Source organism: Marinomonas polaris DSM 16579 (assembly GCF_900129155.1).
Classification (GTDB): Bacteria; Pseudomonadota; Gammaproteobacteria; order Pseudomonadales; family Marinomonadaceae; genus Marinomonas; species Marinomonas polaris.
The window spans coordinates 34,481-49,753 of sequence record NZ_FQVF01000025.1 but is presented as its reverse complement, the minus strand read 5'-3'; the positions used below and the strand labels follow the sequence as shown (position 1 = coordinate 49,753).

At 45.0% G+C, this 15,273-nt stretch carries 19 protein-coding genes; all 19 read left to right on the top strand.

From position 1 onward, the window contains the following. Positions 1 to 40 precede the first annotated feature (40 nt). The 19 genes from rpoC (at position 41) to rplE (ending at position 15,261) form a co-directional block, all read left to right on the top strand. On the top strand, positions 41 to 4,243 hold the full coding sequence (gene rpoC, locus BUA59_RS21040) for a DNA-directed RNA polymerase subunit beta' (RefSeq protein WP_072841839.1): 4,203 nt from the start codon (positions 41 to 43) through the stop codon (positions 4,241 to 4,243). Positions 4,244 to 4,380: 137 nt separating this feature from the next. Continuing rightward, positions 4,381 to 4,755, top strand: a complete 375-nt coding sequence (gene rpsL, locus BUA59_RS21035) for a 30S ribosomal protein S12 (protein ID WP_012071941.1) — start codon at positions 4,381 to 4,383, stop codon at positions 4,753 to 4,755. A gap of 99 nt (positions 4,756 to 4,854) precedes the next feature. Further along, complete coding sequence (gene rpsG / locus BUA59_RS21030; RefSeq protein ID WP_012071940.1) at positions 4,855 to 5,328, top strand: 30S ribosomal protein S7; 474 nt, start codon at positions 4,855 to 4,857, stop codon at positions 5,326 to 5,328. A 21-nt stretch (positions 5,329 to 5,349) separates the two neighbouring features. Beyond that, on the top strand, positions 5,350 to 7,443 hold the full coding sequence (gene fusA / locus BUA59_RS21025) for an elongation factor G (protein ID WP_072841837.1): 2,094 nt from the start codon (positions 5,350 to 5,352) through the stop codon (positions 7,441 to 7,443). Positions 7,444 to 7,478: 35 nt separating this feature from the next. Continuing rightward, complete coding sequence (tuf, locus tag BUA59_RS21020) at positions 7,479 to 8,702, top strand: elongation factor Tu (RefSeq protein WP_072841835.1); 1,224 nt, start codon at positions 7,479 to 7,481, stop codon at positions 8,700 to 8,702. A 207-nt stretch (positions 8,703 to 8,909) separates the two neighbouring features. After that, positions 8,910 to 9,221: a 30S ribosomal protein S10 gene (rpsJ, locus tag BUA59_RS21015; protein ID WP_012071937.1), complete on the top strand. Its 312-nt coding sequence runs from the start codon at positions 8,910 to 8,912 to the stop codon at positions 9,219 to 9,221. A 128-nt stretch (positions 9,222 to 9,349) separates the two neighbouring features. After that, positions 9,350 to 9,988: a 50S ribosomal protein L3 gene (gene rplC, locus BUA59_RS21010; RefSeq protein ID WP_072841833.1), complete on the top strand. Its 639-nt coding sequence runs from the start codon at positions 9,350 to 9,352 to the stop codon at positions 9,986 to 9,988. Between the two features lie 12 nt (positions 9,989 to 10,000). Beyond that, complete coding sequence (gene rplD, locus BUA59_RS21005) at positions 10,001 to 10,606, top strand: 50S ribosomal protein L4 (protein WP_072841832.1); 606 nt, start codon at positions 10,001 to 10,003, stop codon at positions 10,604 to 10,606. After that, positions 10,603 to 10,899 carry a 50S ribosomal protein L23 gene (gene rplW, locus BUA59_RS21000; protein WP_012071934.1) on the top strand — a complete coding sequence of 99 codons (297 nt, stop codon included), beginning with the start codon at positions 10,603 to 10,605 and terminating at the stop codon, positions 10,897 to 10,899. Before rplD ends, rplW begins: the two co-directional genes overlap by 4 nt. A gap of 14 nt (positions 10,900 to 10,913) precedes the next feature. Continuing rightward, on the top strand, positions 10,914 to 11,738 hold the full coding sequence (rplB, locus tag BUA59_RS20995) for a 50S ribosomal protein L2 (RefSeq protein WP_012071933.1): 825 nt from the start codon (positions 10,914 to 10,916) through the stop codon (positions 11,736 to 11,738). Positions 11,739 to 11,753: 15 nt separating this feature from the next. Next, positions 11,754 to 12,029, top strand: a complete 276-nt coding sequence (rpsS, locus tag BUA59_RS20990; protein WP_012071932.1) for a 30S ribosomal protein S19 — start codon at positions 11,754 to 11,756, stop codon at positions 12,027 to 12,029. A gap of 14 nt (positions 12,030 to 12,043) precedes the next feature. Further along, positions 12,044 to 12,376: a 50S ribosomal protein L22 gene (gene rplV / locus BUA59_RS20985; protein ID WP_012071931.1), complete on the top strand. Its 333-nt coding sequence runs from the start codon at positions 12,044 to 12,046 to the stop codon at positions 12,374 to 12,376. A gap of 14 nt (positions 12,377 to 12,390) precedes the next feature. Next, on the top strand, positions 12,391 to 13,071 hold the full coding sequence (gene rpsC / locus BUA59_RS20980; protein WP_012071930.1) for a 30S ribosomal protein S3: 681 nt from the start codon (positions 12,391 to 12,393) through the stop codon (positions 13,069 to 13,071). A gap of 10 nt (positions 13,072 to 13,081) precedes the next feature. Further along, positions 13,082 to 13,495 (top strand): 50S ribosomal protein L16, encoded by a 414-nt coding sequence (gene rplP, locus BUA59_RS20975; RefSeq protein ID WP_012071929.1) that lies wholly within the window; start codon positions 13,082 to 13,084, stop codon positions 13,493 to 13,495. Next, positions 13,496 to 13,687 (top strand): 50S ribosomal protein L29, encoded by a 192-nt coding sequence (rpmC, locus tag BUA59_RS20970; protein ID WP_012071928.1) that lies wholly within the window; start codon positions 13,496 to 13,498, stop codon positions 13,685 to 13,687. A 1-nt stretch (position 13,688) separates the two neighbouring features. Next, positions 13,689 to 13,949, top strand: coding sequence for a 30S ribosomal protein S17 (gene rpsQ, locus BUA59_RS20965; protein WP_012071927.1), 261 nt, complete (start codon positions 13,689 to 13,691; stop codon positions 13,947 to 13,949). A 51-nt stretch (positions 13,950 to 14,000) separates the two neighbouring features. After that, positions 14,001 to 14,369 carry a 50S ribosomal protein L14 gene (gene rplN, locus BUA59_RS20960; protein WP_012071926.1) on the top strand — a complete coding sequence of 123 codons (369 nt, stop codon included), beginning with the start codon at positions 14,001 to 14,003 and terminating at the stop codon, positions 14,367 to 14,369. 17 nt (positions 14,370 to 14,386) lie between these two features. Continuing rightward, positions 14,387 to 14,704 (top strand): 50S ribosomal protein L24, encoded by a 318-nt coding sequence (gene rplX, locus BUA59_RS20955; protein WP_012071925.1) that lies wholly within the window; start codon positions 14,387 to 14,389, stop codon positions 14,702 to 14,704. A 17-nt stretch (positions 14,705 to 14,721) separates the two neighbouring features. Beyond that, entirely contained in the window at positions 14,722 to 15,261 is a 540-nt protein-coding gene (gene rplE, locus BUA59_RS20950; RefSeq protein ID WP_012071924.1) for a 50S ribosomal protein L5, read from the top strand. Positions 15,262 to 15,273: the final 12 nt, after the last annotated feature.

The following is a 15,273-nucleotide window of genomic DNA, read 5'->3' as shown; positions in this document are numbered from 1 at the left end:
GGAGCAAGACTCCCCGGCCTTACGAGTGGGGCGAATATCCATGAAAGACTTATTAGGTCTTCTAAAATCACAGGGACAATCTGACGAGTTTGATGCGATCCGCATTGGCTTGGCATCACCAGATATGATTCGTTCATGGTCTTACGGTGAAGTTAAAAAGCCAGAGACCATCAACTACCGTACGTTCAAACCAGAACGTGACGGCTTGTTCTGTGCAAAAATCTTTGGTCCTATTAAGGACTACGAATGCTTGTGTGGTAAATACAAGCGTTTGAAACACCGTGGTGTTATCTGTGAGAAGTGTGGCGTTGAAGTGGCTCTGTCTAAAGTGCGTCGTGAACGCATGGGTCACATTGAGCTTGCATCGCCTGTTGCACACATTTGGTTTTTGAAGTCTCTACCGTCTCGTATCGGCCTTATCTTAGATATGACGTTGCGTGACATTGAGCGTGTTTTGTATTTTGAATCTTTCATTGTGATCGATCCAGGTATGACGACGCTTGATAAAGGCCAATTGCTAAACGATGAGCAGTACTTTGAAGCGCTAGAAGAATTCGGTGACGAGTTTGATGCCCGTATGGGTGCGGAAGCGGTTCAGATGTTGCTTCGCGATTTAGATATGCCTGTAGAAATTAACAGCATGCGTGAAGAGCTAAGCAGCACGAATTCTGAAACTCGTATTAAGAAGCTTTCTAAGCGTCTTAAGTTGGTTGAAGCATTCTATCATTCTGGCAACAGCCCAGAGTGGATGGTGCTAGATGTATTGCCAGTTCTTCCGCCAGATCTTCGCCCATTGGTACCTCTTGAAGGTGGCCGTTTTGCGACGTCTGATTTGAACGACCTATACCGTCGTGTGATTAACCGTAACAACCGCCTAAAACGCCTGTTAGAGCTATCGGCTCCAGATATCATCGTACGTAACGAAAAGCGTATGTTGCAAGAATCTGTTGATGCTTTGCTTGATAACGGTCGTCGTGGTCGCGCGATTACTGGTTCTAACAAACGTCCTCTGAAATCTTTGGCTGATATGATCAAAGGTAAGCAAGGTCGTTTCCGTCAGAACTTGCTAGGTAAGCGTGTTGATTATTCTGGTCGTTCTGTAATCACAGTAGGTCCATCACTGCGTCTACATCAGTGTGGTCTACCTAAGAAAATGGCACTTGAGCTATTCAAGCCATTTATCTTCTCTAAACTTGAGCTTCGTGGTATGGCTACGACGATCAAGGCAGCGAAGAAGATGGTTGAGCGTGAGACGCCTGAAGTATGGGATATCCTTGATGAGGTTATCCGCGAACATCCAGTGATGTTGAACCGTGCGCCAACACTTCACCGTTTGGGTATCCAGGCGTTTGAACCAATGTTGATCGAAGGTAAAGCGATTCAGTTGCACCCACTAGTGTGTGCGGCATATAACGCCGACTTCGATGGTGACCAAATGGCGGTTCACGTTCCGTTGACTATCGAAGCGCAGCTTGAAGCTCGTGCCTTGATGATGTCTACGAACAACATCCTATCACCTGCAAACGGTGAACCGATCATCGTTCCTTCTCAGGACGTTGTATTGGGTCTGTACTATATGACTCGTGAGAAAATTAATGCCAAAGGCGAAGGCATGGCATTTTCTGACATCAAAGAAGTACACCGTGCGTATGGTGCTAAACAAGTTGAATTGCACGCGAAAGTAAAAGTACGTATCAGCCAAGTTGATACCACGCTTGATGGCGACAAAGTGCCATCTACTTTCATTGCAGATACAACAGTTGGTCGTGCCTTGTTGTTTGATATTGTTCCTGATGGCCTACCGTTCTCTGTGGTTAACCAAACCATGAAGAAGAAAGCGATCTCTAACTTGATCAACGAGTGTTACCGTAAAGTAGGCTTGAAAGAGAGCTGTATTTTTGCTGACCAATTGATGTACACAGGTTTTGCTTACGCAACGGCGTCTGGTTCTTCTGTTGGTGTTGATGACTTCGTTATTCCACCAGAGAAAGCGGCGATCATTGCTAAAGCAGAGGCAGAAGTTAAAGAAATCGAATACCAATATGCGGATGGTCTTGTTACGCAAGGCGAGAAGTACAACAAGGTAATCGATTTATGGTCTCGTACTAACGAAACTGTAACTGAAGCCATGATGAAAAACTTGGCAAAAGAGATGACTGTCAATAAAGCAGGTGAAACGGTTGAGCAGCAATCTTTCAACTCTGTATATATGATGGCCGACTCTGGTGCCCGTGGTAGTGTTGCGCAAATGCGTCAGTTGGGTGGTATGCGTGGTCTGATGGCGAAACCAGATGGTTCCATCATCGAAACACCAATCACTGCGAACTTCCGTGAAGGTCTGTCAGTACTTCAGTACTTTACTTCTACACACGGTGCTCGTAAGGGTCTAGCTGATACGGCATTGAAAACAGCAAACTCTGGTTACTTGACTCGTCGTCTAGTAGACGTAGCGCAGGATTTGGTTATCACTGAAGTAGATTGTGGTTCTACAAACGGTATTTCCGTTGCAGCCATGATTGAAGGTGGTGACGTAGTTGTGCCGCTAGGTCATCGCGTATTGGGTCGTGTAGTGGCTCAAGATGTTATTGACGGTAAAGGCGATTTCGTTCTTGCTGCTGGTACTTTGATTGACGAACATGATGTTCGTACTATTGAGGCGGCTGGTGTGGATGAAATGATCATTCGTTCTGTTATCACTTGTAATACACGTCATGGTGTATGTGCTAAGTGTTACGGCCGTGATCTTGCTCGTGGTCATCAGGTTAACATCGGTGAAGCGATTGGTGTTGTTGCAGCACAGTCTATCGGTGAACCAGGTACACAGTTGACAATGCGTACGTTCCACATTGGTGGTGCAGCATCTCGAGCTTCTGCGATCGATAGTGTTCAGGTGAAGAGTGCGGGTACGGTTCGTTTCAATAAAATGAAGAGTATCGAGCGTCACACTGGGCATCTAGTTGTTGCATCTCGTTCTTCTGAATTGGCAATTGCTGATGAAGCTGGTCGTGAGAAAGAGCGTTATAAGCTTCCTTACGGTGCGGTATTGAGCGTGCGTGAAGGTGATCAAGTTACTGCGGGTCAAATCGTCGCTAACTGGGATCCACATACACACCCAATCGTATCTGAGATGGAAGGTCGTCTTGAGTTCAGTGGTATGGAAGAGAACGTTACTATTCGTCGTCAATCTGACGAAATGACGGGCTTGACTACTATTGAAGTTATGGAGATGCGTGATCGTCCTTCTGCTGGTAAAGACATACGTCCGATGATTGCCGTAGTTGATGCACAGGGTAATCCTGTATTGATTCCAGGTACTGAGTCGCCAGTACAGTACATGCTTCCTGAAAAAGCATTGTTGAGCCTAGACCATGGTGCGACAGTGAAATCAGGTGAGGTTCTTGCACGTATTCCTCAAGAATCTATTGGTAACAAAGATATTACCGGTGGTTTGCCACGAGTGGCAGACCTATTCGAAGCGCGTCGTCCAAAAGATCCAGCTGTTATGGCGGAAACTAGCGGTGTGGTAAGCTTCGGTAAAGAAACAAAAGGTAAGATCCGTTTGGTTATCACTCCTCAAAACGGTGATGATCCAGTCGAGACTTTGATTCCTAAATGGCGTCAAATCAACATCTTTGATGGTGAAGAAGTGGCTAAAGGTGAGATTATTGCCGACGGTCCTTTGAGCCCTCATGACATTTTGCGTCTTCAAGGTGTAGAGGCTTTGGCTGATTACATTACGAATGAAGTGCAAGAAGTTTACCGCTTACAAGGCGTAGTAATTAACGATAAGCACATTGAAGTTATCGTTAACCAAATGTTGCGTAAAGTAGAAGTTGGTGAGTCTGGTGATACAGATCTTATTCAAGGTGATCAGGTTGAGTTTACTCATCTGCTAGATTCAAACGAAAAAGCCGAAGCTGAGGGCAAGTTCCCAGCTAAGTTTGAGCGTGTGCTTCTAGGTATCACGAAAGCTTCTTTGGCTACTGAGTCCTTTATATCAGCAGCATCTTTCCAAGAGACAACTCGAGTTCTTACGGAAGGTGCGGTAACTGGTAAGAAAGATCACTTACGTGGCTTGAAAGAAAACGTTGTTGTGGGTCGCTTGATACCAGCTGGTACAGGTTTGGCTTACCACAATGAGCGCAAGAGAAAGAAAGAGCTTGCGCTAGCAGCGAAGGAAGGAAGTTCGACAGTAAGTGCCTCTGATGTTGAAGAAGCATTGAGTGCTGCACTGAAAGACTAGTTATTTGCTGTTAAATCGTAAGGGAGGTGATTTTTTAGTCGCCTCCCTATTGACTGTTTTATAGGCGCAAATTAAACTTGCGCCTCCTTAATTTTGGCGATTTCCGTCATGAGAATTGGATTTGTGGAGCTTGTCTAATGGCAACCGTTAACCAGTTGGTTCGTAAACCACGTAAACGTAAAGTGGCAAAGAGTGACGTTCCTGCGTTACAAGCTTGTCCGCAACGCCGCGGTGTCTGCACTCGCGTATATACTACTACACCTAAAAAGCCTAACTCGGCTTTGCGTAAAGTATGTCGTGTTCGCTTGACTAACGGCTTCGAAGTTACTTCCTACATCGGTGGTGAAGGTCACAACCTGCAAGAACACAGCGTAGTGCTGATTCGCGGCGGTCGTGTAAAAGACCTTCCTGGTGTTCGTTACCACACAGTACGTGGTAGCTTGGATACTTCAGGCGTGCAAAATCGTAAGCAAGGCCGTTCTAAATACGGTACTAAACGTCCTAAGAAGTAAGCTAAAACGGCTTAATTCATCGTTTAGACATAATTTTTTAATACAGTAAGGCCGAGCAATAATTAAATTGTCTCGGGCGAACCTGAAGAGGATATAGATATGCCTAGAAGACGCGTCGTCGCTAAGCGTGAAATCCTTCCGGATCCTAAACACGGAAGCCAGATTCTCGCTAAATTTATCAACCATGTAATGGTTAGCGGTAAAAAATCTGTTGCAGAGAGCATCGTTTACAATGCGCTAAATACTGTAGCAGCTCGCGCTAAAACTGAAGAGCCGATGGCTATCTTCGAAAAAGCCTTGGAATCTATCCAGCCAATGGTTGAGGTTAAATCTCGCCGTGTTGGTGGTGCGACTTACCAAGTTCCTGTAGAAGTTCGTCCAGCTCGCCGCGCAGCTTTATCTATGCGTTGGTTGGTTGATGCTTCTCGTAAGCGTGGTGAAAAATCCATGGCTTTGCGTCTAGCTGGCGAAATCTTAGATGCTGCTGAAAACAAAGGTTCTGCTGTTAAGAAACGTGAAGACGTTCATCGCATGGCAGAAGCTAACAAAGCATTCTCTCACTACCGTTTCTAATCATCCGGAGAAGGATACACAGTGGCACGTAAAACACCTATCAACCGCTACCGTAATATCGGTATTTGTGCGCATGTTGATGCAGGTAAGACGACGACAACTGAGCGCGTTCTTTTCTATACAGGTCTGTCTCATAAAATTGGTGAAGTGCATGATGGTGCAGCAACAATGGATTGGATGGAGCAAGAGCAAGAGCGTGGTATCACGATAACTTCAGCAGCAACAACATGCTTCTGGAGTGGAATGAATAAGCAGTTTGAAGAGCACCGTGTCAATATTATAGACACACCTGGGCACGTAGATTTTACTATTGAAGTAGAACGTTCTTTACGTGTGTTAGATGGTGCTGTTGTTGTGCTTTGTGGTTCTTCGGGTGTGCAGCCTCAAACTGAGACGGTTTGGCGTCAAGCAAACAAGTATGAAGTTCCACGTATGGTTTTCGTCAATAAGATGGATCGTACTGGGGCTGATTTCTTTTCTGTTGTTCGTCAGTTAAAAACTCGTCTTGGGGCTAATGCTGTTCCAATACAGATCAATGTCGGCACTGAAGAAGATTTCAGAGGTGTGATCGATTTGGTTTTGATGAAGACTATAGTGTGGAGTGAAGAAGATCATGGGATGACTTTCTCTTTAGAGGATATTCCTGATGACTTGCTTGATGATGCTCTAGAGTGGCGTGAGCACATGGTTGAGGCGGCAGCTGAGGCAAATGATGAATTGATGGATAAATACCTTGAAGAGGGTGAGTTATCTGTTGATGAGATAAAAAGTGGTCTGCGAATTCGCACGCTATCCAATGAAATTGTCTTGGTGACGTGTGGTTCGGCCTTTAAAAATAAAGGCGTTCAGGCTGTTTTGGATGCTGTTGTTGAATATTTGCCTTCACCGCTTGAAGTAAAAGCGATTGAAGGTACGCTTGAAGATGGTGAGACTGTTGTAACACGAATTGCTAATGATGATGATCCGTTTTCATCGTTGGCTTTCAAGATAGCGACAGACCCATTTGTTGGTACATTAACATTTATTCGAGTGTATTCTGGAGTGTTGCGTTCAGGAGATGCGGTTTACAATTCTGTTAAGCAGAAGCGTGAGCGTATTGGTCGAATGGTTCAGATGCATGCTAATAATCGCGAAGAAATCAAAGAAGTATTGGCGGGTGATATTGCTGCTATCGTGGGTATGAAATACGTAACTACGGGTGATACGCTTTGTGATATGAATAATGTTGTTGTGCTTGAGCGTATGGAGTTTCCAGAGCCTGTTATATCTGTAGCTGTTGAGCCAAAATCTCAGGCTGATCAAGATAAAATGGGTGTTGCGCTGGGTAAATTAGCGCAAGAAGATCCTTCTTTTCGAGTGGAAACGCATGAAGAGACGGGTCAAACAATTATTTCCGGTATGGGTGAGCTGCACCTTGATATACTTGTTGATCGTATGCGTCGCGAGTTTAAGGTGGAGGCGAACATTGGTAAGCCTCAGGTTTCCTATCGGGAGAAAATTCGCAAAGAAGTGGTGGTTAATCACAAATTTGTGCGTCAATCCGGTGGTCGTGGTCAATACGGTCACGTCGTAATGAAGTTAATCCCTACTGATAAAGATGGGCTTGAATTTGTTAACGAGATTGTTGGTGGTGCTATTCCTAAAGAATACATCCCTGCAGTAGAAAAGGGTGTTTCAGAGCAAATGAAGAACGGTGTAATCGCTGGCTATCCATTGTTGGGTATCAAGGTTGTACTGATCGATGGTTCATTCCATGATGTTGACTCTAATGAAATGGCCTTTAAAATTGCAGCTTCTCAGGGGTTAAGAAAGGGAGCGGCTGATGCTGATCCTTGCGTTCTTGAACCTGTAATGAAAGTGGAAGTTGTAACTCCTGAAGAATACATGGGTGATGTGATGGGTGACCTGAATCGTCGTCGTGGTGTTGTTCAGGGGATGGACGATTCCCCGTCAGGGAAAATTATTCGTGCTGAAGTTCCTCTTGGGGAGATGTTCGGATATGCAACTGATGTGCGTAGCTTGTCGCAAGGGCGTGCAAGTTATGCAATGGAGTTTGAGAAATACGCTGAAGCACCGGCTAGTGTGGCAGACGCGATCATCAAAAATGAAGATTAATCATCATACTTACTAATTCTTAAGGTGTATGTATCATGGCAAAGAGTAAATTTGAACGTAATAAACCACACGTTAACGTTGGCACTATCGGTCACGTTGACCACGGTAAAACAACTCTAACTGCAGCATTGACTCGCGTATGTGCAGAAGTGTACGGCGGTACAGCTGTTGCTTTTGATGGTATCGACAATGCTCCAGAAGAGCGCGAGCGTGGTATCACTATCTCTACTTCTCACGTAGAGTATGATTCTCCAGTGCGTCACTACGCACACGTAGATTGTCCTGGACACGCCGATTATGTTAAAAACATGATCACTGGTGCTGCTCAAATGGACGGCGCAATCCTAGTTTGTGGTGCGACTGATGGCCCTATGCCTCAGACTCGTGAGCACATCCTTCTTTCTCGTCAAGTAGGCGTTCCTTACATCGTTGTTTTCTTGAACAAGTCTGACTTGTTGGCTGAAGACTGTGGTGGTGCGGATTCTGAAGAATACGCTGAAATGCTAGAATTGGTTGAGATGGAATTGCGTGACCTTCTTTCTGAATACGACTTCCCAGGTGATGACACTCCAATCATCCCAGGTTCTGCGCTAATGGCGTTGAAAGGCGAAGACGACAACGAAATGGGTACTACTGCAGTACGTAAACTAGTTGAAACACTAGATTCTTACATTCCTGAGCCAGAGCGTGCTATTGATGGTGCATTCTTGATGCCTATCGAGGATGTGTTCTCTATCCAGGGTCGTGGTACTGTTGTTACTGGTCGTGTTGAGCGTGGTATCATCAAAATCCAAGAAGAAGTTGAGATCGTTGGTATCGTTGATACTACTAAAACAACTTGTACTGGTGTAGAAATGTTCCGTAAGCTTCTAGACGAAGGTCGTGCTGGTGAGAACTGTGGTATTCTTCTACGTGGTACTAAGCGTGAAGATGTGCAACGTGGCCAAGTATTGGCTAAGCCTGGTTCAATCACTCCTCACACTGAGTTTGAAGCAGAAGTTTACGTATTGGGTAAAGATGAAGGTGGTCGCCACACTCCATTCTTCAAAGGTTACCGTCCACAGTTCTACTTCCGTACAACTGACGTAACTGGTGCGTGTTCTCTACCTGAAGGCGTAGAAATGGTTATGCCTGGTGATAACATTCAAATGACTGTTGAGCTAATTCACCCAATCGCGATGAACGAAGGTCTACGTTTCGCGATCCGTGAAGGTGGTCGTACAGTTGGTGCTGGTGTTGTAGCTAAAATCCTTAAGTAATTAGATATTAATATTTGATTACTTTGATTTAGAAAAGGCCATCCGCATATCGGATGGCCTTTTTATTTTTATGGTTTATTTTGTTTGTTCGAAATTGGTTACTTGACAACCAGTTTTTGAATGGCTAATATTCGCCGTCCTTAAAAAAGGATTGTGGCTTAATAAATGTACAATTAAGTCATTAAAACATTGTATTTGGAGTTGGAAATGCAAAGCCAAAAAATCCGTATTCGTCTGAAAGCGTTTGATCATCGTCTGATCGATGCTTCAACACAAGAAATTGTGGACACAGCGAAACGTACAGGTGCGCAAGTGCGTGGACCGATTCCACTTCCTACTCGCAAAGAGCGTTATACAGTATTGATTTCTCCACACGTAAACAAAGATGCGCGTGATCAGTATGAAATCCGTACACACAAACGTGTTCTAGATATCGTTGAGCCAACAGAAAAAACTGTTGATGCTCTTATGAAGCTAGATCTTGCGGCAGGCGTGGAAGTACAAATTTCTTTGGGTTAATAACTCAAGGTTTGGGGTGCGACAACCGGCTGGTTATCAGTCGGCTATATGCACAATAGTGGAATGATCTGGAATGATCAGCCGTAGCGGGTGATAGCCCCATACACAACTGGCAAGTGAGGTAAAAAATGGCTATTCAATTAGTCGGACGCAAAGCCGGTATGACACGTATCTTCACTGAAGATGGTGTATCCGTGCCAGTAACCGTCATCGAGGTTGAACCGAACCGCGTTACTCAGGTGAAAACAGCAGAAACTGATGGCTACCAAGCTATTCAAGTTACTGTAGGTTCTCGCCGTTCGAGCCGCGTTAACAAAGCTGCTGCGGGTCATTATGCAAAAGCGAATGTTGAAGCAGGTCGTGGTTTGTGGGAGTTCCGCCTGGCAGGTGACGAAAAAGAAATCAATGTTGGTGATGAGCTGACTGTTGCTGATTTCGAATCTATCCAAATGGTTGATGTAACTGGTCAATCAAAGGGTAAAGGGTTTCAAGGTGCCATCAAGCGTCATAATTTTAGTATGCAAGACGCTACTCATGGTAACTCGTTGTCTCACCGTGCACCTGGTTCTATCGGCCAATGTCAAACACCTGGTCGTGTTTGGAAAGGCAAGAAGATGGCTGGCCATATGGGTGCTGCACAAGTAACTACTCAATCACTAGAAGTGGTTCGTGTAGACACAGAACGTAACCTTATCCTAGTGAAAGGTGCCGTACCTGGTGCAGTAAATGGTGATGTTATTCTTCAATCAGCTGTTAAAGCTCGCTAAGAGGGGTAGACAATGAACTTGAATCTAACAGGCGCGGAAGGAACTGTAGAAGTTTCTGATGTAGCCTTTGCTCGTGAATATAACGAAGCGTTGGTTCACCAAGTAGTTACATCTTACTTGGCTGGCGCTCGTCAAGGCTCACGTGCACAAAAAACACGCTCTGAAGTAGCGGGTGGTGGACGCAAACCTTGGAAACAAAAAGGTTCTGGTCGTGCGCGCGCAGGTACTATCCGTAGCCCTTTATGGCGCTCAGGTGGTGTTACTTTCGCTGCGAAACCACAAGATCACTCTCAGAAAGTGAACAAGAAGATGTACCGTGCAGCAATGCGCACCATCTGGTCTGAACTTGTACGTCAAGACCGTCTTGTTGTTGTTGAAGATCTTAAATTGGAAGCTCCAAAAACTAAGCTCTTCATAGCAAAAATGGCAGAATTGAATATTGAGAACGCTTTGATTGTTTCCCATAATTTGGATGACAATTTATTCTTAGCGGCTCGCAACATTCCTAACGTAGATGTACGTGATGCAGCGTCTATCGACCCTGTTAGCTTGATTGCTTACGACAAAGTGTTGGTGACAGTTGGTGCTCTGAAACAAGTTGAGGAGGCACTAGCATGATCGGCGAACGTATTTATAAAGTTCTGTTGGGTCCACACATTTCCGAAAAAGCAACGATCGTAGCCGAAGGCAATGGTCAATATGTTTTTCGTGTAACTGGTGATGCAACGAAACCTGAAATCAAACAAGCTATCGAAGCGCTTTTTGAAGTCAAAGTTGAGTCTGTTCGCACGTTGAACCATAAAGGTAAAACAAAGCGTACAGTTCGTGGTCTAGGTAAGCGTAAAGACGTGAAAAAAGCGTATGTGCGTTTAGCTGAAGGTCAAGACATTGATTTCATGGTCGCTGAATAAGGGGAGATAGGTCAATGGCTGTTGTTAAAAGTAAGCCAACGTCTGCAGGCCGTCGTCACGTTGTTAAAGTTACCAACAACGATTTGCACAAAGGCGCACCATATGCACCTTTGCTAGACACAAAAAGCAAATCTGGTGGACGTAACAATAACGGACGCATCACTACGCGTCACGTAGGTGGTGGTCATAAGCAGCATTACCGTATGGTTGATTTTCGTCGTAATAAAGATGGAATTTCTGCGGTAGTTGAGCGTTTGGAATATGATCCAAACCGTTCTGCAAATATTGCATTGATTAGATATGCTGATGGTGAGCGTCGTTACATTATCGCTTCCAAAGGTATGGTCGCTGGCAATATCGTTTTTAGTGGTGCAGATGCGCCTATCAAAGCTGGTAATACTTTGCCTCTGCAAAACATACCAGTTGGTAGTACCGTACACTGTGTCGAGCTTAAGCCAGGTAAAGGTGCGCAAGTTGCACGTTCCGCTGGTGCTTCTGCTCAGCTAGTTGCTCGTGAAGGTCGTTACGTTACCCTTCGCCTACGTTCAGGTGAGATGCGTAAAGTATTGACGGAATGTCGCGCTACTTTAGGTGAAGTATCAAACTCTGAGCATAGCTTGCGAGTTCTTGGTAAAGCTGGTGCTACGCGTTGGCGTGGTGTTCGTCCTACCGTTCGCGGTGCGGCGATGAACCCAGTGGATCACCCACATGGTGGTGGTGAAGGTCGTAGCAAAGGTGGTCGCCACCCAGTTACGCCATGGGGTGTGCCTACTAAAGGTTACAAAACACGCAGCAACAAGCGTACTGACAAACTTATTGTACGTCGCCGTACTAAGTAATAAGAGGAAACGACTGTGCCACGTTCACTAAAAAAAGGTCCTTTTATCGACCTTCATTTGTTGAAAAAGGTAGAGGCTGCGGTAGAGAAAAATGATCGTCGTCCAATTAAAACTTGGTCACGCCGTTCTACTATCTTCCCTGATTTTGTAGGGTTGACTATCGCTGTCCATAATGGTCGCCAGCATGTTCCAGTTCTAGTAACTGAAGATATGGTCGGTCATAAATTGGGTGAGTTCGCTCCGACCCGTACATATCGTGGTCATGCTGCGGACAAGAAAGCCAAACGGTAATAAGGGGTATTAACATGAGTGAAGTAAAAGCTTCATTGAAGGGTGCTCGCCTCTCAGCGCAGAAGGCCCGTTTGGTTGTAGATCAAATCCGCGGCAAATCTGTTAGCGAAGCACTGAACATTTTAACGTTCAGTCCTAAGAAGGCGGCAGTAATTGTTAAGAAGGTACTAGAGTCTGCTATAGCTAACGCTGAGCATAACGAAGGTGCTGATGTAGATGACTTGCGAGTGTCTACGGCTTACGTTGATGAGGCTATGACTCTGAAGCGTATTATGCCACGTGCCAAAGGCCGTGCTGACCGTATTCTAAAACGCGGTTGCCATATCACAGTTAAAGTCGCTGACTAATTAGGAGAAACCCAATGGGTCAGAAGGTTCATCCAACTGGTATACGCCTAGGGATAGTTAAAGATCATACTTCTACTTGGTATGCGAATAACCAAAACTACTCTAAGCTGTTATTAAACGATCTTCAGGTTCGTGCGTTCCTGGAGAAAAAATTGGTCCAGGCTTCTGTTTCTCGTATCGAGATTCAGCGTCCTGCTCAGACAGCTCGTATTACAATTCACACTGCCCGTCCGGGTATCGTGATTGGTAAGAAAGGCGAAGATGTTGAGAAACTACGTAATGCAGTTTCTGAAATGATGGGCGTACCTGTCCACATCAACATCGAAGAAATTCGCAAGCCTGAAATGGATGCTAAATTGGTTGCGCAAAATATTGCTAGCCAACTTGAGCGTCGCGTAATGTTCCGTCGTGCTATGAAGCGCGCAGTACAAAATGCTATGCGTGCAGGCGCGAAAGGTATCAAGGTTCAGGTAAGTGGTCGTTTAGGCGGTGCAGAAATTGCACGTGCTGAGTGGTACCGTGAAGGCCGTGTGCCTCTGCACACTCTACGCGCTGACATTGACTACGCTACTTATGAAGCTGCTACAACTTACGGCATCATTGGCGTAAAAGTGTGGATCTTCAAAGGCGAAATCTTGGGCGGTATTGAACAAGTGCGAGCTGATAAAGGCGCACAAAAGAAGAAGTCTAAGTAGGGGGTAAGTCATGTTACAACCGAAACGTACTAAGTTCCGCAAAATGCAGAAAGGCCGTAACCGCGGTCTTGCTCTTCGCGGAAACCAAGTTAGCTTTGGTGAATTCGGATTGAAGTCCACAGAACGTGGTCGTCTTACAGCTCGTCAAATTGAAGCGGCGCGTCGTGCAATGACTCGTCACATCAAGCGTGGCGGCAGAATCTGGATTCGTGTGTTCCCTGATAAGCCGATTACTCAGAAACCTCTTGAGGTTCGTCAGGGTAAAGGTAAGGGTAGCGTAGAATACTGGGTTGCACAGATTCAACCTGGCAAGATGCTTTATGAAGTTGAGGGCGTTTCAGAACAGTTAGCACGCGAAGCGTTCGCGTTGGCTGCTGCTAAGCTTCCTCTGTCCACAACTTTCGTAACGCGTACGGTGATGTAGATGAAAGCAAAAGAAATGCAAGAAAAGTCTGTAGCTGAGCTACAAGCGACCTTGATTGAACTGCTACGTGAGCAATTTACTCTGCGCATGCAGAAAGCCACTGGTCAGTTAGCGCAAACTCATTTGCTCTCGCAAGTTCGCCGCAATATCGCACGTGTTAAAACCGTGCTAAATGATAAGGCAGGTAACTAAGATGGCAGAAACAAAAGCGCGTATAGCTACTGGTAAAGTAGTAAGCGATAAGATGGATAAAACCATCACGGTACTAGTTGAGCGTACAGAAAAACACCCTTTATACGGTAAGTTTATACGTCGTTCAACTAAACTACACGCTCACGATGAAAACAATGAGTGCCAAATCGGTGATTTAGTTAAGGTCGTAGAAACACGCCCTTACTCTAAGTCTAAGACTTGGAAACTGGTTCAAGTTGTAGAGAAAGCAGCAGCTGTATAAGCTGCTCCTTCCTTCGTGAGACTTGTTATCTAATTTGATTGGAGAGCAGTAATGATTCAAACAGAATCGATGCTTGATGTTGCAGATAACAGCGGCGCAAAGCGTGTTCAGTGTATTAAAGTACTGGGTGGCTCACATCGTCGTTATGCTGCTATCGGTGACATTATTAAGGTCACAGTGAAAGAAGCGATCCCACGTGGTCGTGTTAAAAAAGGGCAGGTTCTTAACGCAGTTGTCGTTAGAACTAGAAAAGGTGTTCGTCGTTCTGATGGTTCAGTGATCCGTTTTGATGTAAACTCAGCGGTTCTATTGAATGCTTCAGGGCAGCCTATTGGTACTCGTATCTTTGGCCCTGTAACACGTGAATTGCGTACTGAGCAGTTCATGAAAATTGTTTCTCTTGCGCCTGAAGTGCTGTAAGAGGGAGAGGGGACATTATGCGTAAAATCAAACGTAACGACGAAGTTATCGTGATTGCTGGGAAAGATAAAGGCAAACGCGGTAAAGTTGTTAAAGTAGTAGGCGAAAACCGAGTTCTAGTTTCTGGCGTTAATACTGTTAAGAAACACGAGAAACCAAACCCTATGAAGGGTTCAACTGGTGGTATCGTTGAACAAGAAGCACCTATCCAGGTTTCCAATGTAGCCATTTATAATAGTGCTACGGGTAAAGCGGATCGCGTCGGCTTTAAATTGAACGAAGACGGTACGAAAGTACGTGTTTTTAAATCAAATAGTGAAGCGATCGACGCCTAAGAGCGAGAATTATAGCCATGGCGAGACTTAAGCAAGTTTATAAAGATCAAGTTGTAGCAAAACTTACAGAAGAGTTTAGCTACAAAAACGTGATGGAAGTGCCTAAAATCACTAAAATCACTTTAAATATGGGTGTTGGTGAAGCTATCGCAGACAAGAAACTTCTTGAGCATGCGGTAAATGATCTTGAAGCACTTAGCGGCCAGAAAGTTGTAGTGACTAAGGCTCGTAAATCTGTAGCAGGCTTTAAAATCCGTGACGGTTACCCGATCGGTTGTAAAGTTACTCTGCGTGGCGAGCGTATGTGGGATTTCTTCGACCGTTTGGTAGATGTTGCCATTCCACGTATCCGTGACTTCCGTGGACTTAATCCTAAGTCTTTTGACGGTCGTGGTAACTACAGTATGGGTGTTAAAGAGCAAATCATCTTCCCAGAGATCGATTACGATAAAGTGGATCGTGTACGTGGTATGGATATTACCATTACAACGACTGCTCGTACCGATGAAGAAGGTCGTGCTTTGCTAGCAGCCTTTAGTTTCCCTTTCAAGAAATAAGAGGTAGGAATC